Annotated in this window: 20 protein-coding genes and 1 pseudogene; 15 read left to right on the top strand and 6 right to left on the bottom strand. The window is 67.6% G+C overall.

All coding sequences use genetic code 11. The features are described from left to right. The first annotated feature begins 46 nt into the window (after positions 1–46). The 6 genes from ON32_RS13800 to ON32_RS13775 all read left to right on the top strand — a co-directional run bounded on the left by ON32_RS13800 (position 47) and on the right by ON32_RS13775 (position 4,410). Positions 47–529 carry a helix-turn-helix domain-containing protein gene (locus ON32_RS13800; RefSeq protein WP_040791350.1) on the top strand — a complete coding sequence of 161 codons (483 nt, stop codon included), beginning with the start codon at positions 47–49 and terminating at the stop codon, positions 527–529. Between the two features lie 233 nt (positions 530–762). Then, positions 763–1,602, top strand: a complete 840-nt coding sequence (locus ON32_RS13795; RefSeq protein WP_040791182.1) for a PspA/IM30 family protein — start codon at positions 763–765, stop codon at positions 1,600–1,602. 30 nt (positions 1,603–1,632) lie between these two features. Continuing rightward, entirely contained in the window at positions 1,633–2,559 is a 927-nt protein-coding gene (gene pspM / locus ON32_RS13790; RefSeq protein ID WP_051133202.1) for a phage shock envelope stress response protein PspM, read from the top strand. Positions 2,560–2,672: 113 nt separating this feature from the next. Continuing rightward, positions 2,673–2,849 (top strand): hypothetical protein, encoded by a 177-nt coding sequence (locus ON32_RS29315; RefSeq protein WP_040791181.1) that lies wholly within the window; start codon positions 2,673–2,675, stop codon positions 2,847–2,849. 112 nt (positions 2,850–2,961) lie between these two features. Further along, a complete protein-coding gene (locus ON32_RS13780) occupies positions 2,962–4,125 on the top strand; it encodes a glycosyltransferase (RefSeq protein ID WP_040791180.1) in 1,164 nt (387 codons plus the stop codon). A gap of 90 nt (positions 4,126–4,215) precedes the next feature. Next, on the top strand, positions 4,216–4,410 hold the full coding sequence (locus tag ON32_RS13775) for a DUF3046 domain-containing protein (protein WP_040791179.1): 195 nt from the start codon (positions 4,216–4,218) through the stop codon (positions 4,408–4,410). A 28-nt stretch (positions 4,411–4,438) separates the two neighbouring features. Here ON32_RS13775 and ON32_RS27755 read toward each other — a convergent pair. Beyond that, positions 4,439–4,950 (bottom strand): annotated as a pseudogene (locus ON32_RS27755) (CGNR zinc finger domain-containing protein). Between the two features lie 279 nt (positions 4,951–5,229). Here ON32_RS27755 and recA point away from each other — a divergent pair. Beyond that, entirely contained in the window at positions 5,230–6,267 is a 1,038-nt protein-coding gene (recA, locus tag ON32_RS13770) for a recombinase RecA (RefSeq protein ID WP_040791178.1), read from the top strand. 46 nt (positions 6,268–6,313) lie between these two features. Continuing rightward, entirely contained in the window at positions 6,314–6,964 is a 651-nt protein-coding gene (gene recX / locus ON32_RS13765; RefSeq protein WP_245551014.1) for a recombination regulator RecX, read from the top strand. A 3-nt stretch (positions 6,965–6,967) separates the two neighbouring features. Here the strand turns inward: recX and ON32_RS13760 are convergent, their stop codons facing one another. The 4 genes from ON32_RS13760 to ON32_RS13745 all read right to left on the bottom strand — a co-directional run bounded on the left by ON32_RS13760 (position 6,968) and on the right by ON32_RS13745 (position 10,255). Further along, complete coding sequence (locus ON32_RS13760; protein WP_040791177.1) at positions 6,968–7,876, bottom strand: amino acid ABC transporter permease; 909 nt, start codon at positions 7,874–7,876, stop codon at positions 6,968–6,970. After that, positions 7,873–8,553, bottom strand: a complete 681-nt coding sequence (locus ON32_RS13755; protein ID WP_040791348.1) for an amino acid ABC transporter permease — start codon at positions 8,551–8,553, stop codon at positions 7,873–7,875. The genes ON32_RS13760 and ON32_RS13755 overlap by 4 nt, the downstream gene beginning before the upstream one ends. Before the next feature lie 88 nt (positions 8,554–8,641). After that, entirely contained in the window at positions 8,642–9,478 is an 837-nt protein-coding gene (locus ON32_RS13750; RefSeq protein WP_040791176.1) for a glutamate ABC transporter substrate-binding protein, read from the bottom strand. Between the two features lie 48 nt (positions 9,479–9,526). Then, positions 9,527–10,255: an amino acid ABC transporter ATP-binding protein gene (locus ON32_RS13745; protein ID WP_169331619.1), complete on the bottom strand. Its 729-nt coding sequence runs from the start codon at positions 10,253–10,255 to the stop codon at positions 9,527–9,529. Positions 10,256–10,565: 310 nt separating this feature from the next. On the opposite strand from ON32_RS13745, the gene miaB reads away from it, so the two are divergent. Beyond that, positions 10,566–12,119 carry a tRNA (N6-isopentenyl adenosine(37)-C2)-methylthiotransferase MiaB gene (gene miaB, locus ON32_RS13740; protein ID WP_051133201.1) on the top strand — a complete coding sequence of 518 codons (1,554 nt, stop codon included), beginning with the start codon at positions 10,566–10,568 and terminating at the stop codon, positions 12,117–12,119. Further along, positions 12,116–12,889 carry an Rv2732c family membrane protein gene (locus ON32_RS13735; protein ID WP_373284299.1) on the top strand — a complete coding sequence of 258 codons (774 nt, stop codon included), beginning with the start codon at positions 12,116–12,118 and terminating at the stop codon, positions 12,887–12,889. Before miaB ends, ON32_RS13735 begins: the two co-directional genes overlap by 4 nt. 10 nt (positions 12,890–12,899) lie before the next feature. Here the strand turns inward: ON32_RS13735 and ON32_RS13730 are convergent, their stop codons facing one another. Then, a complete protein-coding gene (locus tag ON32_RS13730) occupies positions 12,900–14,327 on the bottom strand; it encodes a DUF349 domain-containing protein (RefSeq protein ID WP_040791174.1) in 1,428 nt (475 codons plus the stop codon). 256 nt (positions 14,328–14,583) lie between these two features. On the opposite strand from ON32_RS13730, the gene ON32_RS13725 reads away from it, so the two are divergent. The 5 genes from ON32_RS13725 (at position 14,584) to ON32_RS13700 (ending at position 20,416) form a co-directional block, all read left to right on the top strand. Next, the gene (locus tag ON32_RS13725; RefSeq protein WP_040791173.1) at positions 14,584–15,405 is read left to right on the top strand and encodes a class III extradiol ring-cleavage dioxygenase family protein; all 822 of its coding nucleotides are present in this window, start codon (positions 14,584–14,586) and stop codon (positions 15,403–15,405) included. Further along, on the top strand, positions 15,402–16,346 hold the full coding sequence (gene miaA, locus ON32_RS13720; protein ID WP_040791345.1) for a tRNA (adenosine(37)-N6)-dimethylallyltransferase MiaA: 945 nt from the start codon (positions 15,402–15,404) through the stop codon (positions 16,344–16,346). The genes ON32_RS13725 and miaA overlap by 4 nt, the downstream gene beginning before the upstream one ends. 530 nt (positions 16,347–16,876) lie before the next feature. After that, a complete protein-coding gene (gene dapF / locus ON32_RS13710) occupies positions 16,877–17,758 on the top strand; it encodes a diaminopimelate epimerase (RefSeq protein ID WP_040791344.1) in 882 nt (293 codons plus the stop codon). 59 nt (positions 17,759–17,817) lie between these two features. Continuing rightward, entirely contained in the window at positions 17,818–19,359 is a 1,542-nt protein-coding gene (gene hflX, locus ON32_RS13705; protein ID WP_217998054.1) for a GTPase HflX, read from the top strand. Between the two features lie 124 nt (positions 19,360–19,483). Then, positions 19,484–20,416: a lysophospholipid acyltransferase family protein gene (locus ON32_RS13700; protein ID WP_083874453.1), complete on the top strand. Its 933-nt coding sequence runs from the start codon at positions 19,484–19,486 to the stop codon at positions 20,414–20,416. The last annotated feature ends 61 nt before the right edge of the window (positions 20,417–20,477 follow it).

Here is a 20,477-nt window from a genome sequence, read left to right as displayed (position 1 = left end):
CGCTCCGCCGTACGGGCCGAGCGCCTACCGGGAGAAGGAGAACGCGATGACGCTGCTGCGAGAGGCCATCGGGGACAGTCTGCGGCGTGCTCGCCTCGCCCAGAGCCGGACCCTGCGGGAAGTGTCCACCTCGGCCCGAGTGAGTCTGGGATACCTGTCGGAAGTGGAACGGGGCCGTAAAGAGGCCTCCAGTGAACTGCTGGCGGCGATCTGCGAGGCATTGGACGTCCCGCTGTCCCGGGTGCTGTGGGATGTGAGCACGATCATCGCCGACAGCGATATGAACGCGGTGGGCGCCGAGCAGGCCGCGTCGGCCGGCGATACCGCCACGGTCGAACCCGAGACCGTTTCGGTCCCGGCTGCGGAACCCGCCACCGTGGTCGATGCCGATCGTCCCGCACCGGCCGAGGTCGAGACCGCATCCGTCGGAACCGATACGGCCGTGGCTCGGCCGCAGATCGATGAGGACACCCGAATCGTCATCCCGGCGCCGAAGAACGAAACCCTGGTGCTGGTCAAGGTCGCCTAGTCGTGCCCGCCGGGATATGGGGGAAAGACCGGGGTCCATGCCGATGCGCGCCGGGTGGGGGACCGGATAGATTCGTAGGGGGCGTCGGTTACGGGTTCACGATCCGGACGCGGTAACGCTCGGTCACCGGTATCGGGCGTCGAAATGGTGGAGGATAGGCATATACCGGGTGCGTGACGGTCGCGCACCGCACGTCGCGCAGGCGGCACAGCAGATGGAGGCGGGATCAACCGATGGCTAATCCGTTCGTCAAGGCCTGGAAGTACCTGATGGCCCTTTTCGACGCCAAGGTCGAGGAACACGCGGATCCGAAGGTGCAGATTCAGCAGGCGATCGAGGAGGCCCAACGCCAGCACCAGGCTCTGTCGCAACAGGCGGCCTCGGTGATCGGCAATCAGCGGCAGCTGGAGATGAAGCTGAATCGCCAGCTCGACGAGGTCGAGAAGCTCAACGCCAATGCCCGGCAGGCGGTGTTGCTGGCCGATCAGGCCAATGCCGCGGGCGATACCGAGAAGGCTATCCAGTACACCAACGCCGCCGAGGCGTTCGCCGCCCAGCTGGTCACGGCCGAGCAGGCCGTCGAAGACCTGAAGGTGCTCCACGATCAGTCGCTGCAGGCGGCGGCGCAGGCCAAGAAGGCGGTCGAGCAGAACGCCATGCTGCTGCAGCAGAAGGTCGCCGAACGCACCAAACTGCTCAGCCAGCTGGAGCAGGCCAAGATGCAGGAGCAGGTCAGCGCCTCGTTGCAGCAGATGGACAGCACCCTGTCGGCCCCGGGCAACGTGCCGAGCCTGGACGCGGTGCGCGACAAGATCGAGCGTCGCTACGCCAATGCGCTCGGCGCCGCCGAACTGGCGCAGAACTCGGTGCAGGGGCGGATGCTGGAGGTGCAGCAGGCCAGCGTCCAGATGGCCGGGCACAACCGGTTGGAGCAGATTCGGGCGTCGATGCGGGGTGAGTCGTTGCCCACCGGAAGCAGCGGTTCCGCCCTCGACGCCGCCAAGCCTCAGGCCGAGCCGGCGCAACCGCAACTGAACACGCAACTGAACAAGGGGCAGACCGCTCAGCAGTAGCGGTTCGGGGTTTCGGCAGGGAGTGCAGTCATGAGCGGTTCACGATCCCGCCTCTCCGGGTCCGGGCCCCGCTATCCGATTCGATCGTGGCACGCGGCGCCGCCCCGACAGACCGCCGCCCTACCGGACACCTTGCGTGAAGTGGGTGAGCACGCGCTGGTCGCGGTCCGTCGGTGGGCCGATCCGCGGGAACGAGAGATGCGGCGGCGGCGCCGGCTGCGGCGGCGCAGTGTGCGGCTCGGCACCGCCTCGGGTATCACCACGCTCGGGGTGGTGGGGTTGACCGTGGCCTCCGCTCCCGCCTGGGTGGTCGTTGTCCTCGGTGGTGGGGCCGTCGCGCTGGTCACCGGGGCGGCATTGAGCACCCGGCGCTATCTGCGGACGCGCAGTGTTCCCCTGCCTCCCGCCAGATATCTGCCGCGTAAACTGCCTCCGCCCCGGTCGGCCGCCCGCGCGCCGATGGAGCGTCTCGCGCGCGCCGAACGCGCGCTCCACGAGCTGGGCGGCCGTATCGCGCACTCTCGGCGGCTGCCACCGGACGAACTCGACGATATGTTGGCCACCGCGGACTCCGGCGCTGCCGCGCTCCACGCGCTGGCCGCCGATATCGCGGCCATGGAACGGGCGGGAACCACCCTGGGTGCGGTGGACACGGAAACGGTCGGAATGTTCGCCGAGCAGTTGCGCCACGTTCTGTCCCGGTTGGAGACCGGGGTCGCCGAATACGAGCAGATCGTGGCCGCGGCCGGGCGAATACTCGCGGTTCCGGAGACGACGGCGGTGGCCCACGAGTTCGAGGTCGTGGTCGCCGATCTGCGTCATGCCGCCGACCGCATGGACGGTTGGGCCCAGGCGCTGACCGAGCTCGCCGACCAACCGTCGTATGCGCCGACTGTTCCCCGGTCCGTGCCGCTGTCGGAGAATTCCGCACGGTACGGATGGCACGGCCGAGCGTAGTGGTCGTTCGGGGACAACCCTGATATTCACCCCGATATCGACGGCCATCCGGTGATTTCTCGGGTCGGGACTGCGATGCTACGAGGGGTAGCGCCACTTCTGGGAGGTACGAAATGCTGTGGAAGATCATCGGCGTGGTCGTCGTCGTGTGGATCGCGCTGGCCGTTATCGGCGCATTGATCAAGGCACTGGTCCCGATCCTGGTGATCGGGGCGGTGGTGTTCGGCCTGTACCTGCTGTACAAGGCATTGTCCGGTTCGGGCAGTGGCAGCCCCGTGAGCAAACTCTGACCGTCCCACGTCCCGATATGGGCATCGAAACGGAGTCGTTCGCAGGTACGGGGGCGAATGGTGATTCCGGTTCCGCGATCGGGCGTCGGGGCGGATGTGGCAGGCTGGGCGAATGCGAGTAGCCGTTGTCGCCGGTCCGGATCCGGGCCATGCGTTTCCCGCTATCGCGTTGTGCCTGCGACTGCTGGCGGCGGGTGACGAGCCCGTACTGTTCACCGGACCCCGCTGGTTCGACGCCGCCCGCGCGGCCGGTATCGGGGTGCGTCGCCTCAAGGGGCTGGCGCCTCGGGCCATTGATGACGACACCGATGCCGGGCAGCGCATTCACGAGCGCGCCGCCCATATCTCGACCGAGATCCTGCCCGAGTTGAGCGCCATGCTCCCGGAACTGGTGGTCTCGGATGTGCTCACCGCGGGTGGGGGGATGGCGGCCGAACGGTTGGGCGTGCCCTGGGTGGAATTGTCCCCCCATCCGCTGTATCTGCCGTCGAAGGGGCTGCCGCCCATCGGAAGCGGTCTCGCACCGGGGGACGGGCCGTACGGCCGGTTGCGTGACGGGGTGCTGCGCGCTCTGACCGCTCGCGATATCCGTCGGGGCGCCCGACAGCGCGAACAGGCCCGGCAGAGCGTGGGCCTGCCACCCGTGGATCCCGGACCGGCCGCGCGGTTGGTCGCCACCCTGCCCGCCCTGGAGGTTCCGCGTCCGGACTGGCCGCGGGAGGCGCATGTGGTGGGACCGCTGTTCTGGGAGCCCACCGACCGAATCCTGGAGCCGCCGCCCGGTGATGAGCCACTGATCATGGTCGCTCCGTCCACCGCGCATACAGGGGTGCACGGCATGGTGGACACGGTGCTGCAAGCCCTCGACGGGGCCGGGGTGCGAGTGGTGATATCCATACTGGACGAGCCGCCCGCCGATCTGCCGCCGTGGGCGACGGCCGGGCTGGGCCGGCAGGACGAGCTGCTCACCCGGGCCCGTGTGGTGGTCGGTGGGGGTGGGCATGGGCTGTTGGCGAAGGCGCTGTCGGCGGGGGTGCCGGTGGTGACCGTGCCCGGGGGCGGCGACCAATGGGAACTGGCCAACCGTGCGATGCGTCAGGGGAGTTCGCTGCTGGTACGACCGCTCGAGGCCGAGGCGTTGCGCGCCGCGGTATTACGGGTGCTGACGGAACCGGGCTTCACCGAGGCGGCGCGGCGAGCGGCGGCGGGCGCGGGAGAGGTCGCCGATCCCGTCGAGATCTGCCATCGGGTCCGTGCGGCGGTGCGTGCGCGCTGAGGCAGGGCCAGGGACCGCTTCGGCCGCGCGGTTCGGGCATTCCGGCGTGCGGGACGTCCGGGCGGGCGGGGTGGCGAGTATCGTGGCACGGTGCGCTTGACCGAGTTCCAGGAGTTGTTGCACACTGAGTTCGGAGTCGCTCGCGGCGATTCCCTGCTCACCGACCATGTCATCCAATCGCTCGGTGGTAGAACCGGTGCCGCGGCGATCGAGGCGGGAGTGGATCCCCGCGAGGTCTGGCGTGCGTTGTGCGCCGAATTCGACGTTCCGCGTTCGCGGTGGTGAGTATCGGCCGGCCGTCGTGGTCGGTCTCTCATTCTCTTTTCGTGTAGTGGCGCGCGACCTTGGTGCGGTTACCGCAGGTCGCCATCGAGTGCCGGCGGCGGGCGCCGTTCTTTGATGTGTCGTGGAAGAACAGCACACGGTCCGGGTGGGCGCATTGGTGGATGCGGTGCGGGCCCGTCGCGAGCATATCCAGGAGTGCGGCGGCCGGCCGGGTAGTCGGGCCGGAGCCGGTACCTCCGGGGTGTCGGTGGTGCCGGAGTCGGCGCGGCTGCGGCGGATTCGGCCGTGGCCCAGGACGGTGTCGAGCGCATCGTGCGATCCGTGGACGACGGTGTCGTAGATGATGTCGCGGGTGGTGCGCACGGCCGCGAGGGTTGCTTCGTTCGCCGGCGCTCGGTCGGCGAGTTCCACGGTGTTCGGCCGGATACGTAGACCGGCCACATCGGTGAGCAGGTCGCGAGGGCCGTCGGCGTTCCAGCGCGTGTTGAGCAGGTCGAGGGGCGGTTTGCCGAGGTGGGAGTTCGCGCCCGACGGCCGCATGGCGCGGCGCGAGGCCGGTATCAACTATGTCCGGGTGATGTCCGGGTGATGTCCGGGTGATGTCCGGGTGATGTCCGGATCGAGGCCTCGCAACGCCGTATTCTCGGGGCGCGCGGCGCCGCCGATACGACGGTGCTGCCGTAGTGGTAGCGAGGCCCGGCGCGTCACTTGACTCGAACACCTGTTCGTTTAGGCTTGGGCCGGAACTTGTCGGTGCCGCCCTCTAGTGTGGGCGCCAACCACCGCAGAGATGGACCACCCGGCGAAAAGGGAGCAAACATGGCACCACAGGCCTACGACCGCGACAAGGCGCTCGAACTCGCACTTGCCCAGGTCGAAAAGAGTTTCGGCAAGGGCGCGGTAATGCGTCTGGGCGAGGAGGCCCGCCAGCCCGTCTCGGTCATTCCGACCGGTTCCATCGCGCTCGACGTGGCGTTGGGTATCGGCGGTCTGCCGCGTGGGCGGATCGTGGAGATCTACGGTCCGGAATCCTCCGGTAAGACGACGGTCGCCCTGCACGCGGTGGCCAATGCCCAGGCCGCCGGCGGGGTGGCCGCCTTCATCGACGCCGAACACGCGCTCGATCCGGATTACGCCCGCAAGCTCGGTGTCGACACCGACTCCCTGCTGGTCTCCCAGCCCGACACCGGCGAACAGGCACTGGAGATCGCGGATATGCTGGTCCGCTCCGGTGCCATCGACATCATCGTCATCGACTCCGTCGCCGCCCTGGTGCCCCGTGCCGAGATCGAGGGCGAGATGGGTGACAGCCATGTCGGTCTGCAGGCCCGCCTGATGAGCCAGGCCCTGCGCAAGATGACCAGCGCATTGAACAACTCCGGCACCACCGCCATCTTCATCAACCAGCTGCGCGAGAAGATCGGTGTCATGTTCGGCTCGCCCGAGACCACCACCGGCGGTAAGGCGCTGAAGTTCTACGCCTCCGTCCGGCTGGATGTGCGGCGGATCGAGACACTGAAGGACGGTAGCGACGCGGTGGGTAACCGTACCCGCGTCAAGGTGGTGAAGAACAAGGTCAGCCCGCCGTTCAAGCAGGCCGAGTTCGACATTCTCTACGGCCACGGAATCTCCAAGGAGGGCTCGCTCATCGATATGGGTGTCGAACACGGTTTCATCCGGAAATCCGGTTCCTGGTACACCTACGAGGGCGACCAGCTGGGGCAGGGTAAGGAGAACGCGCGCAAGTTCCTGCTGGAGAACGTCGATATCCGCGACGAAATCGAGAAGAAGATCAAGGAGAAGTTGGGTATCGGCGCCGATGTGACCGCGACGGACGAGGTTCCCGCCGATTTCTGATCCGGTGCACGAGCGTTCCGTATCTCGGCCAGACCGGTCCGAGGCCGTGGCCGAGCTGCGGCGTCGAACGGCGGAAATCCTGGCGAGTACCCCCACCGACTCCCGGTCGGACGAGTTCGATCCGCAGCGGACCCGTCCGGCCGGGGTTTCTTCCTCGTTCGGGCCCGGGGGTGGGACCGTGGAACAGGCCAAGGAGGTCTGTCTGCGATTGCTCGCCGTTCGCGCCCGCAGCCGCGCCGAGCTGGCCCGCCGGCTGGCGGACAAAGGGTTCGCGGCCGAGGTGAGTGAACGGGCCCTCGATCGGCTCGGTGAGGTCGGACTCGTCGACGATGCCGCGTTCGCCCGGCAGTGGGTGCGTTCCCGACACGCCCACTCCGGCCGAGGGCGTCAGGCGCTCGCCCACGAGCTGCGGCGCAAGGGGATATCCGCGGACGACGCGGCCCCCGCCCTCGATACCGTCACCACCGAGGACGAACGGGCCCGAGCCACCGAACTGGTCCGCCGCAAACTGCGCACCATGGCGCCGAAGCTGGATCGGGACAAGAAGATACGTCGTCTGGTCGGTATGCTCGCTCGTCGCGGTTACGGACAGTCGGTGGCCTATGCGGTTGTCACCGCCGAACTCGCCGCTGATTCTGCCGACCCCGTCCCGGAGGACACCGACCCACTCGACCGACCGTCTCGTGCCGTGGATTAGGCCTCAGGATTTGATGGTGATATCCACTCCGGGAGCGGCGTCGGTGATCACCGAGTCCGCGGCCACCACCCCGGTGCCCTTGCGGCGTCCGGCCCGCAGCCGGCGCTCCACCCGGGTGGCCACTCCGGACAGGGTGACGTTAAGGGTGATCACGAGGGCTGCGGCGACCAGCAGCGCGGGAATGATATTGGGTTCACCGCCCACGCCGAGGCCACCCAGTTGTAGGGCGTTGCGGACCACCTCCTCATAGGTGATCACGTAGCCGAGTGCCGAGTCCTTGAGGGCGACGACCATCTGTGAGATGAGGGCCGGGAGCATGGCGGTGATTGCCTGCGGCAGCAGGATCAGCTGCATGATCCGGCCTTTACGCATCCCCAGCGCGGCCGCGGCCTCGGTCTGTCCCTTGGGCAGGGACAGGATCCCGGCCCGGACGATCTCCGCGATCACCGAGCCGTTGTAGATCGTCAGTGCGGTCACCACCGCGCTCAACGCCAGATACTCCGATCGGAACACGTTGTATCGGGAGTACAGCGCGAAGAGGAAGAACATCAGGATCAGCACGGGGATGGCGCGGGCCGTCTCCACGATCGCCCCGGCGAGCAGCCGCACCCACCGATGATCCGACAATCGCGCGATACCGAAGATCATGCCCAGCGCCATGGCCAGCACGATGGACAATGCCGCCGCCACAACGGTGCCGCGCAGACCCGGCAGCAGAAAGGTCGTCCACACCCCACCGTCGAGGAAGGGTTCCCATTTGGCGCGGACGAACTGCCTCTGGTCGGCGAACCCCCGCACGACGTACCAGGCCGCGGCCACGACCACCACGACGACGATCAGCGAGTAGCCGATATTGCGTATTCGGGCCCTCGGACCCGGCGCATCGTAGAGAACCGGCGCCCCACCGCTCATCGGGCCACCTCGAATCGTTTGGCGAGATATCCGAACAACAGGCCGGTCGGTAGTGTCAACACCACGAAGCCGAGCGCGAAGACAGCGCCGATGAGCAGGAGCGCGGCTTGGTTCTCCAGCATCTCGTTCATCAACAACGAGGCCTCGACGACCCCGATCGCCGAGGCAACGGTGGAGTTCTTCGTCAAGGCGATGAGTACGCTGCCCAATGGCGCGATCACCGATCGGAAGGCCTGGGGCAGCACGATCAACCGCAGATTCTGGAAGAAATTCAACCCCAGGGAACGGCCGGCCTCGGATTGCCCCAGCGGCACGGTATTGATGCCCGCCCGCAGCGACTCGCACACGAACGCCGCCGTGTACACGCTCAGTCCCACCGTGGCCCAGCGGAAGTTGTTGGCCGCCAGCGAGTCCGGACCTTCCGCCGCCAGGTTCAGGCGCAGGATGGAATACAGGCCCAGGGAACAGAACACCAGGATGAGCGTGAGCGGGGTATTGCGGAACACCATGACATAGGCGGCGCCCACCCAGCGTGCCACCGGAACCGGAGACACTCGCATACCGGCGACCACGGTTCCGATCACCAGGGCGCCGATCGCCGACAGCACGGTCAGTTGAATGGTCACCCAGAATGCCTCGAGCAGTCGGGTGTCGTACTCGGAGATCAGATCGAACACGGTGGATACGCCCTTCCGTTCGGGACGGTGGCCGGTGCTGCGCTTCGGGCGGTGACCGCACGGCACGGCCGCCACCCGGAGCGCGGAATCAGTACCGATCCACTGTCGGGGCCGGTGGGGTGGGGTAGTTCGCGGCTCGTCCGACCGAGTCCTGGAACGCCTTGTCCCAGGCGCCTTCGGCGATCATCGCCTCGATCGCGTCGTTGATGCGGTCGCGGGTTTCCCGATCGCCCTTCATCAGGCCGATCCCGTAGTTCTCGGTGGAGAAACCGTCGCCGACCACCTTGTACCTGCCCGGTGATTGGGATGCATAACCGGCGAGGATGATGTCGTCGGTGGTCACCGCGTCGATCGCGCCGCTGTTGAGCCCTTCCAGGCACAGCGAGTAAGTGTCGTAGGCCTGAAGTTGGGTGTCGGGGAACTCCTTTTCGATCCGCTGCGCCGGAGTGGATCCCTTTACCGAGCAGACCGTTTTACCGGCGAGGGTGTTCGGTCCGGTGATATCGGTGTTGTCCGCCCGCACCAGCAGCTTCTGGCCCGCCACATAGTAGGGGCCGGCGAAGTCGACCTTCTCCTTGCGCTGATCGGTGATCGAATAGGTGGCGACGATGAAATCCACCTGACCGTTCTGGATCAGCGACTCGCGTTGGGCCGACGGCGCCTCCTTGAAGGTGATGTCGTCCGGCCGGACGCCGAGCTCGGCCGCCACGTACTTGGCCACCTCGACGTCGAAGCCGCTGTAGGAGCCATCGGTGTTGCGTTGCCCGAGGCCGGGTTGATCGAATTTGATGCCGATGGTGAGTCGGCCATCCTGGGCGTGCTCGAGGGCGGACCGGTCGTCCCCACCACCACAGGCCGTGGTGGTGGCGACGATACCCAGAGCGAGCACCCCGACAGCGAGACGGAGCGCGCGGTCGATCCTCATCGTGTTCCTTCCCTCATCCGTGATGGTCCTACGTCATCGGCGGTGCCGTCAGTGGGCGAGTATCTTGCCGAGGAAGTCCTTGGCCCGTTCCGATGTCGGCGCGGTGAAGAACGTCTCCGGGTCGGTGTCCTCGACCACTCGGCCGTCGGCCATGAACAGCACCCGATCCCCCGCGCGCCGGGCGAAACCCATCTCGTGGGTGACCACCAGCATCGTCATCCCCTCCTTGGCCAGTGAGACCATGACGTCGAGCACTTCGTTGACCATCTCCGGGTCCAGCGCCGAAGTCGGCTCGTCGAACAGCATCACCTTCGGATTCATCGCCAGCGCCCGCGCGATGGCGACGCGTTGCTGCTGACCGCCGGACAACTGCGCCGGATATTTGTCCGCCTGATCGGCGATGCCGACGCGTTCCAGTAATTCCATCCCCCGCCGGCGGGCGATGTCCTTTTTCGTCCTACGCACCTTGATGGGGGCCAAGGTGACATTGTCGATGATCGTTTTGTGCGCGAAGAGATTGAACGATTGGAAAACCATGCCCACATCGGCGCGCAGCGCGGCCAGCGCCCGGCCCTCGGCCGGTAGCGGTACCCCGTCGACGCTGATCCGCCCGGAATCGATCGGTTCCAGTCGATTGATGGTCCGGCACAGTGTCGACTTACCGGAACCGGATGGGCCGAGTACGATCACCACCTGACCACGCGGCACCGTGAGGTCGATATCGCGTAGAACGTGCAGCCGTCCGAAGTGTTTGTTCACACCGCGCATTTCGATCATGGGCGGTGGGGCGGCGCCGGGTGCGGTGCCTGCTTCGATGGCCTCGGTCATAAATGAGACCTTAAGCGGAAATCGCGGATTTTCCCGTTATTCCGATACATGCCGAGGCGCCACGCCGAAACGATATATGCGTGTTACTCGACGATAGTTTTCGTGTTACGCGAGCGCTGTTTTCTCGGGGGTGTCCCCATCGGGTGGGTGGGTGTCCGACGTCGCCGCCGCGCTCGTGGGAGCGGATCGAACGTTGCCCCGATCACGCGGAGGAGAACGCGCCGGAAAACGGTTCGAGGGCGGCCCGTACCCTGGATGAGTGGATTCGATCGGACAGGTAACTCCCCCCACTGTCACCGCAGGTGCCGGAGCGCGTAGTTACGAGGTCCGCACCTTCGGCTGCCAGATGAACGTGCACGATTCCGAACGCTTGTCCGGCCTGCTCGAGGACGCGGGCTATGTGAAGGCCGCGCCGGGCACGACGGCCGATCTTGTGGTGTTCAACACCTGCGCGGTGCGGGAGAACGCCGACAACAAGCTCTACGGCACCCTCGGGCATCTCGCGCCGATCAAGGCGGCGAAACCCGGTATGCAGATCGCGGTGGGCGGGTGCCTGGCCCAGAAGGACCGGGATGTGGTGGTCCGCAAGGCGCCGTGGGTCGATGTGGTGTTCGGCACGCACAACATCGGGTCGCTGCCGGTATTGCTGGAACGCGCTCGTCACAACAACGAGGCGCAGGTCGAGATCCTGGAATCGCTGGAAGCCTTCCCGTCGACGCTGCCCGCCAAACGGGAGTCGGCCTACGCGGGCTGGGTGTCCATCTCCGTCGGCTGCAACAACACCTGCACCTTCTGCATCGTGCCGTCGCTGCGCGGCAAAGAGGTGGACCGCCGCCCCGGCGATGTGCTCGCCGAGGTGCAGGCCCTGGTCGATCAGGGCGTACTGGAGGTGACCCTGCTCGGGCAGAACGTCAACTCCTATGGCGCCTCGTTCGCCGATCCGGATCAGCCACGTGACCGCGGCGCCTTCGCCAAACTGCTGTGCGCGTGCGGAAAAATCGAAGGACTGGAACGGGTGCGGTTCACCTCCCCGCATCCGGCGGAGTTCACCGACGATGTGATCGAGGCGATGGCCCAGACCCCGAATGTCTGCCCGCAGCTGCACATGCCGTTGCAGTCCGGCTCCGACCGGGTGCTCAAGGCCATGCGCCGCTCGTACCGCCAGGCCCGCTACCTGGGAATCATCGAGAAGGTGCGGGCGGCGATGCCGCATGCGGCCATCACCACCGATATCATCGTCGGCTTCCCGGGGGAGACCGAAGAGGATTTCCAGCAGACCCTGGAGGTGGTGCGGCAGGCCCGGTTCACCAGCGCGTTCACCTTCCAGTACTCCAAGCGTCCGGGCACCCCGGCCGCCGAGATGCCCGATCAGCTGCCCAAAGAAGTGGTGCAGGAGCGTTTCGACCGGCTCATCGCGCTGCAGGAGGAGATCTCCCTCGAGGCCAATCGCGCTCTGGTGGGCACCGAGGTGGAGTTGTTGGTCACCGAGGGCGGTGGCCGTAAGAACACCGCCACCGCGCGGATGAGCGGTCGGGCCCGGGACGGCCGACTGGTGCATTTCCGTCCCGAGGGAACCGAGCGGCCGATCCGTCCCGGTGATGTGGTGACCGTCGATGTCACCGGGGCCGCCCCGCATCACCTCATCGCCGACGCGCCGATCCGTACTCATCGCCGGACCCGGGCGGGTGACGCGCACGAACAGGGCGTCACCCCCAAAACCGCGCCGATCGGCGTCGGCCTCGGACTGCCTCGAATCGGCCCCCCGACTCCCGAACCCACCGCTTCGGGATGTGCTTCCGGATGTGGCGTATGAGCGACCCGAACGATGGATCGGAGCCCGTCGACCGCGGTCCCGGGGCCGCCGATGGGGGACGTGGGACCGGTGATGACGGCTCCCGACGGATCGGACCGGAAGACGAGTCGGCCGAGAGCCGCGAAACCGGTGCCGATCCGGAGCCGCCCGCACCCGACAACGACTCAGCGGAAGGGAACGACGACACCGTGAACCCCGTCGAGGCCACCGACGAATTCGAGCAGTTCCGCGACGATATCGAGGCCGTCGAACGCCGGATCGCGGGGGAGATCGACCCGGGAGCCCGCGCGCTGGTCGTGGCGGTGGCGGTCTTCGTCCTGCTGGTGTCGCTGGTGCTACCGCATTCGGGTGGTGCCCGCGGATTCGATGTGCTGCTCGGTTCCCCCGTCGCCGCGGACGAACACATCGGTTTGCCGTCCCGGATCTTCGTCTGGTTCGTGGTGGTGTTCGGTATCGGTTTCTCGCTGCTGGCCCTGATGACCCGGCGGTGGGTACTGGCCTGGTTGGCGGTCGCCGGATCGGCGATCGCCGCCGCGTTCGGGGTTTTCTCGATCTGGCACCGCCAGACACCGGGCCTGAACAACTATGTGGGTTCGGGGCCCGGTATCGGGCTGGTGCTCGGCACCCTCGCAGTGATGCTGTTGACGTTCCATTGGGTGCGGGTCGTCTGGAGTCGCACCGCTCTCCAGCTCGCCGCCGAAGAGCAGCGGCGGATCGCCGCTGCCGAGGAAGAGGAACGGCAACGGCGGCGCCGGCTGGGCGAGGACTGAACCCCGACCGCTAGCGGTTACTGACCGCGCCCTCGGCGGCCTCGGCCCATTCCCGCCACTGCCGGGCCTGTTCCCATGCCTTCTCCGCGTCGCGAGTCCGGCCGGCGGCCTCTGCCTTGGCGGCCTGTTCCTCGAACTGGGTGACACGTTCGCGGAACTGCGCTGCGCGGGCCAGTGCCTCCGGGTCGGTGCGCCGCCACTGCGCGTCCACCGCCTCCCGCACCCGCTTCTCGATGGCGCGCAGCCTGCCCTCCAGCTCGTGCATCCGCTCCCGTGGGACCTTGCCGATGGACTCCCACTGTTCCTGGAGTTCCCGTAGCAGGGTGCGGGCGCCGTCCAGATCGGTATCGGGGTTGATATGCGGTGCGTACCGGTCCAGCAACTCCTCCTTGGCGGCCGCGTTCTCCTCGAACTCGGCCTCGCGTTCCGATGCCGCGGCATTACGGGCGGCGAAGAACACGTCCTGGGCGCTCTTGAACCGCCGCCACAGCGCCTCATCGGCCTCGCGGGGGGCGCGTCCGGCGTTCTTCCATTCGGTGAGCAGCTCGCGGAAGGTCGCGGCGGTGCCCACCCAGTCGGTGGAATCGGACAGTTCTTCGGCGCGCCGGCACAGCTCTTCCTTGCGGGCCTTGGCCGCGGCGCGTTCCCGGTCGAGTTCGGCGAAATGGGCGCCGCGACGTCGGTTGAACGCCTCCCGCGCCTTCGAGTAGCGCCGCCACAGAGCATCGTCGACCTTGCGGTCCACCCCGCGGATGGTCTTCCACTCCTCGAGGATCTCCCGCAGTCGGTCGCCCGCGGCCTTCCACTGGGTGGATTCGGCGGCAATCCGCTCGGCCTCGGCCGCGAGTGCTTCCTTACGCTCGGTGTTCTCGTGGCGGGCGCGCTCCTTTTCCTCACGCGCTTGGGCGGCGGCCTCGTCGGAGTGTTCGGCGATGGCGCGCAGGCGGGCGGCCAGGCTCTCCACATCGCCGACCACGGCGGCGGTGGGTAGTGATTCGGCGAGCGCGAGCGCGGCCGTCTTGGTCTTGCGCGCATCGGTGCCCGCGGCCAGCCGCGCCTCGAGCAGAGCGACCTCGGTGGCCAGGTCGTCGAAGCGCCGGCCGAAATGGGCCAGGCCCTCGGCAGCGTCCCCGGCCTGCCAGGAGCCGACGATCCGCTCTCCCTCGGACGTCTTCAACCACACCGTGCCGTCCTCGTCGACCCGGCCCCATTTACTGGGATCGGTGACATTGGGTACGACCACGGCGTGGGGGTGTCGGTCGGCCTGACCGGGGTTCACCGCATGGGGTTTGGGGTGCGCGGCGGCCCCCTTCTTCGCGCTACCGCGTTTCGTGGACCTCCCGGGTTCGACGCGGGGGGTTTCACCGACCGGTTCGGTTCCGGACGATCGCGGGGTGATGCCGGGGCCGGGTTTCGCGGTTCCGTTTCTGTCGCTCATTGCTCCTCGTCCCTGCCGCGCGTCACGGCTGCCTGGCTGCGCTGTAGCCCATTCCATTCAACCTGGTCCGGGCCCTGGAAACCACATTGTGCGCCCTGCTGCCGCGGGACCGTTGCCCGCGGACCCGGACCTCCGATGACCTGGTCCGGATACTTCGAACACTAGCAATTGGGGCGCGGATTCCGGCAGAGACACTCGAAGGCCCAGGTACCGGCGTGATACCGAGCGGGCCGATACAGCGGTTACCGTTGACCTCGTGTTCTGTCTAGCGGCCCTGGTCCCCTCGCCGCCGATCCTGGTCTCCCAGCTGTGTGGCGGCTCCGCACGTGCCCGTGGTGCAGATCCCCGATCGGAGCCGGACCCACGCGACACCCATCTGGCGGAGTTGCGGACCGCGGTCCTGGAGGTCGGGCGGATACTGGCGGCCGCGTCGTCGCGCTGGACGGTTGTCGGGGTCGGGGATACGACCCGGATCATCGGTAGCGACGCGGTGGGCACATTCCGCGGATTCGGTGTGGATGTCCCCGTGGCGCTATCGGGTCCGCCACCCGTGCCCGGTGCGTCGAGTGCCGCCGGCGCGACCCCACCGGATCCCTGCCTGCCATTGCCCGCGTTGATAGCCGGTTGGCTGCGCGGTGCGGTGGCTCCGGAGGCCGTCGCGCGGGTCCACCTGGTCGCGGCGGACACCCCCGCGGACCGATGTGCCGAACTCGGCGCCGATCTCCGGGCCGAACTGGACTCCGCCGCCGAGCCGGACGTCGTGCTGGTGGTCGCCGACGGTGCCGCGACCCTGTCGACCGCGGCCCCCGGCTACTTCGATCCCGACGCGGGTCCGCTGCAGGATCGTCTCGACACCGCCCTGGCCACCGGGGACCGTGCCGCGCTGATGGCACTGGACCCGCGGTTGTGTGCTCGCCTCGTCCTGTCCGGTCGTGCCGCCTACCAAGTGTTGGCCGGACTGGTTGCCGCCGACCCGACACCACCGGCGGTGGAGGGCCGCTATCGAGGGGCGCCGTTCGGGGTCGGTTACCACGTGGGTGTGTGGCGGCCCGCGATCGCCGGCGAGGTGGTTCGGTGAACGCCCCGGTGCGTCCGGTCGCCGTTATCGGTCCCACCGCCACCGGGAAGTCGGAGCTGGCGTTGGACCTCGCCGAACGGCTCGGCGCGGAGATCGTGAACATCGACGCCATGCAGCTGTACCGCGGTATGGACATCGGCACCGCCAAGCTGAGTCCGGCGCAGCGGCGCGGTATCCCCCATCATCAGTTGGATGTGCTGGAGGTCACCGATACGGCCACGGTGGCCGCCTACCAGGCCGCCGCAGCGGTGGATGTGGAGGCGATCATGGCCCGCGGTCGTATTCCGGTGATCGTCGGCGGCTCGATGATGTATATCCAGGCATTGCTCGACCAGTGGGAATTCCCCGCCACCGATCCCCGGGTGCGGGCCCGTTGGGAGGCGGTTCTGGCCGAACAGGGTGTCGCGGCGGTGCACGAGGCGCTGCGTCGGGTCGATCCTGCTGCCGCGGCGACCATCCTGCCCACCGACGGCCGGCGGATGGTGCGCGCGCTGGAAGTGGTGGAACTCACCGGGCGTCCGTTCGCGGCCTCGGCGCCGGTGATCGGTGAACCGCGCTGGGGAACCGTCATCCTCGGTGTGGACCGGGAGACCACCGAATTGGACGCCCGCATCGAGCGGCGGACCGCGGCCATGTTCGACGGAGGTCTGGTGGAGGAGGTGCGCGGCCTGGTCGACCGGGGTCTGCGGGAGGGGCAGACCGCGCGACGCGCCATCGGCTACGCCCATGTCCTCGCCTACCTCGACGGTGCATACGATCTGGCCGAGGCCCGGGAGCGCACCCTGATCGGCACCCGCCGCTATGTTCGGCGGCAGCGTTCGTGGTTCCGCCGGGATCGTCGAGTGCATTGGCTCGACGGCGCCGACCCTGCGCTCGTCGAATCGGCGCTCGCCGTCCTCGACGACCCCGACCGTGACCGGACGGGGTCCACCACCGGATAGGTGCATTCCGAGGGACGACCGAACTCCCGGTGACCCGACGGATATGTTCCTGTCGGTGGTGGTGTTCGATCGTTCCTATTCGCCGGGCGCCTCGACACCGGAATCCGGACCGGGGATGCTTTCGGGAACGGTCGCAGTGGATCCGGCGCCGACCGCTGCGCCCGGTGGATGGCCCCGGCCTGTCGCCGGTCGACCGGGCCGCCGGTGACAGGAACGATGGGACCGCCGCGGGTCGGCGAATTCCGCGATCGGCGGGTGCGACATGGTGGCCGACCCGCATTGTCGGCACCGATGAGCGCGATGTCCGGGCGAGCGTCGATCACGATCCGGCCGCCGTACCCGGTGCCGGGCGGGCGGGAGGAATCTCGCTCGGTCGGCGACGTGCGACGATATCGTCCGCATCCCGATGGGCGGTTCGGCCGGCTCGCCGGGTGTGCTGTCGCCCGGTGGGAAATTTCCCGACGGCGCCGGATGTTCACCCGTTGACGGACTCAGAGAGAGCGAGGGACGTGTCCCACCCCGAGACGACCATCGAATTCACCAAGGGCCATGGCACCCAGAACGACTTCGTGGTGCTTCCCGACCCCGAGGTGCGGTTGGAGTTGACCCCGGCGCGGATCGCCGCCCTCTGCGACCGACGTCGCGGGCTCGGCGCCGACGGGGTGTTGCGGGTCGCGCGTGCCGGTGCGCTGCATCGGGCGGGGGTGCTCACCGAGTACCCCGACGGGGTGGAAGCCGACGACTGGTTCATGGACTACCGCAATGCCGACGGTTCGATCGCCGAAATGTGCGGTAACGGTGTGCGGGTATTCGCGCACTATCTGGCGGTGAGCGGAATGGAGACCCGGGACCACTACCGGGTGGGGAGCCGGGCCGGTGCCCGCCCGGTCACCGTGCACGCGGGTGGTCCGGTACACGGGGAGGTGACCGTGGATATGGGCCGGGTGCGGGTACTCGGCGAGTCGACGGCCACGATCGCCGGCGGCAGCTATCCCGGTCTCGGTGTCGATGTCGGCAATCCCCATCTGGCCTGCGTCGATGCCGGTCTCACCGCCGAGTCGCTGGGGAAACTCGACCTCACGCGGCCTCCGGGTTATGACCCCGCCCTGTTTCCGCGGGGGGTGAACGTGGAGATCGTCACCGCGCTCGACGACACCGGCGCGGTCGATATGCGGGTATTCGAGCGCGGCGTCGGGGAAACCCGGTCCTGCGGCACCGGGACCGTCGCCGCCGCGACGGCGGTGCTGTCCGCCGCCGGTCTCGATCCCGCGGCGGACTCCGGCGAGGTCACGGTGCGGGTGCCCGGTGGGCGGGTGCGGGTTGGGTTGGTCTGCGGCGCCGCCTGGTTGCGCGGGCCGTCCGAGTTGGTGGCGACCGGTCGGATCGCCGACGACTGGTGGTATTCGCACTGATGGGGCCCGCGGAAAACTCGGGTGCGGTGGGGGTGGCCGCGTGGCAGCATGGATGGGGTATGAGTAGATCCCAGACCTTTACCTCCGCCGGTTGGTCCGCCGAACCGGTCGAGAGGACATACGGCGTCGACGAGACGACCGAATTCGACGATACCGGGGCCGAGTCCCAGGACCATCCCGGTATCCGCGACGATCGTTCGCCCACCACGGGTGAACTGCAATTGGAGGACCGGAGCGCATTGCGCCGCGTGGCCGGCCTCTCCACCGAACTCACCGACATCACCGAGGTCGAATACCGACAGCTCCGCCTGGAACGTGTGGTCCTGGTGGGGGTGTGGACCGAGGGCAACGCCGCCCGTGCGGAGGCCAGTATGGCCGAGCTCGCGCGGCTGGCCGAAACCGCGGGCTCGGAGGTGCTCGAGGCGCTGATCCAGCGTCGGGACCGTCCGGACCCGGCCACCTATATCGGTTCCGGTAAGGCCGACGAACTGCGGGCGGTGGTACTGGCCACCGGTGCGGACACCGTGATCTGTGACGGTGAACTCACGCCCGCCCAGCTCACCGCGCTGGAGAAGGTTGTCAAGGTGAAGGTGATCGACCGGACCGCGTTGATCTTGGACATCTTCGCCCAGCACGCCACCTCGCGAGAGGGCAAGGCACAGGTCGCGTTGGCGCAGATGGAATACATGCTGCCGCGATTGCGCGGTTGGGGTGAGTCCATGTCCCGGCAGGCCGGTGGTCGGGCCGGCAGTAATGGTGGCGTGGGTCTGCGTGGCCCCGGTGAGACGAAGATCGAGACCGACCGTCGTCGTATTCGTGAGCGCATGGCCAAACTGCGCCGCGAGATCCGGGAGATGAAAACCGCCCGTGACACCATGCGGTCGCGCCGAACCTCGAGCGGTATGCCCTCGGTCGCGATCGTGGGGTACACCAATGCGGGCAAATCGAGTCTCATGAACGCGCTCACCGGTTCCGGTGTGCTGGTGCAGGACGCCTTGTTCGCCACCCTGGACCCCACCACCCGGCGGGCCCGGCTCGAGGCCGGCCGTGAGGTCGTGTTCACCGATACGGTCGGTTTCGTCCGGCATCTGCCCACCCAGCTGGTCGAGGCGTTCCGGTCCACCCTCGAGGAGGTCACCGACGCCGATCTGCTGCTGCATGTGGTCGACGGTTCCGATGCGTTGCCCACCGAGCAGATCAAGGCGGTGCGCGAGGTGATCACCGAGGTGATCCGGGAAGCGGGGGTGCCCGCACCGCCGGAACTGCTGGTGGTCAACAAGATCGATGAGGTCGACCCGATGGAGCTGACCCGGTTGCGGGCCCTGCTGCCCGACGCGGCCTTCGTCTCCGCACGCAAGTCCCTCGGTATCGATGAGCTGCGCCGGAGGTTGAACGAGACTCTCGGCAAACTGGATGTCGAGGTCGGTGTGCTGCTGCCCTACACTCGGGGCGATCTGTTGGCCCGGATACATGCCGAGGGGCGGATTCTGGGTTCCGAACACGAGGAGAACGGAACGCGGGTACGGGCTCGGGTGCCGCGTGCGCTGGCAGCGGTTCTGGCGGAGTACGCGGGCGCGGGCGCGGGCGCGGCGACATTGTAGCGTCAACACAATGCGCTGCGCGTTGTAGCTCCTATCACATTGATTCGTCCTGTGTATCACTGTCGATTTTCATTCATTTTTTCATTCATTATGGACATGAATCGACAGCAGGAGGGATCAGTACATGCCGCACGACCGTCGCGATACGGCCGATGCAGAGGTGCGACAACTCGAGGATGTACCGACAATCGGCGTCGGGATCCGCACCGAGGAAATCGATGCAGTGCTCAGCGATGGTGCGCCGCTGGACGTGCGGCTCGATGAGGCGGATCTGCGGATTCTGGAGACGGTGCTGGCGCCGATCCGCGCCTGGACCAGCCCACGTTTCTACGGGTTGGACAATATTCCCGACAGCGGCCCGGTGCTGCTGGTGGCGAACCACAACCTGTTGGGCGGTATTGACGCTCCACTGTTGTTGCCGGAGGTGTACCGGCGCCGCGGCAGGGTGATCCGCGGGTTGGCCGAACACGTGCTCATCGCCGTGCCGGGGGTGCGGCACGCACTGCACCATTACGGCGCGGTGCGCGGCACCCGCGACAACTGCCGCGCGCTGTTGCGGCGCGGTGAGGCCGTGATCGTCTTTCCCGGCGGCGGTCGCGAGGCGGTGCGCCGTAAAGGGGAGAAGTATCTGCTGCGCTGGGAGGGGCGCACCGGTTTCGCGCAGATGGCGTTGGAGACCGGCGCCCCCATCCTGCCGGTGGCCATGATCGGCGTCGACGACGCCTACGACATCGTGCTGGACAAGGACGATATGGCCTGGCGTCCGTTGCGGCTGCTGGTGGAGGCGCTGGGAATCCATCGCGAACTCACGCCCCCACTCGTGCGCGGTCTCGGGCCGACACCCATTCCACGCCCGGAGCGGTTCTACTTCTCCGTGGGACGGCCGATCGACCCCGAGCCATGGCGGGACGGTGATATCGCGGAGGGGGCGGTCCAGCTCGCCGCGGTGGTGCGTAAATCGGTGGAGGAGGAGTTGCGGTTCCTGTTCGCCGAGCGGGATCGCGACCGCGGTCGGACCCTATCGGGACGGCTGCGGGAACTGCTGTCTTTCCGATGAGCCCATCCGATCGATCGGTGAATTGGAACGGGTGCACTTCGTAATGCGGTTATTCCCGGAG

The sequence above is a fragment of the Nocardia paucivorans NBRC 100373 genome (assembly GCF_000308675.1).
GTDB classification, from domain to species: Bacteria; Actinomycetota; Actinomycetes; order Mycobacteriales; family Mycobacteriaceae; genus Nocardia; species Nocardia paucivorans.
This window is presented reverse-complemented; position numbering and strand designations above follow the sequence as displayed.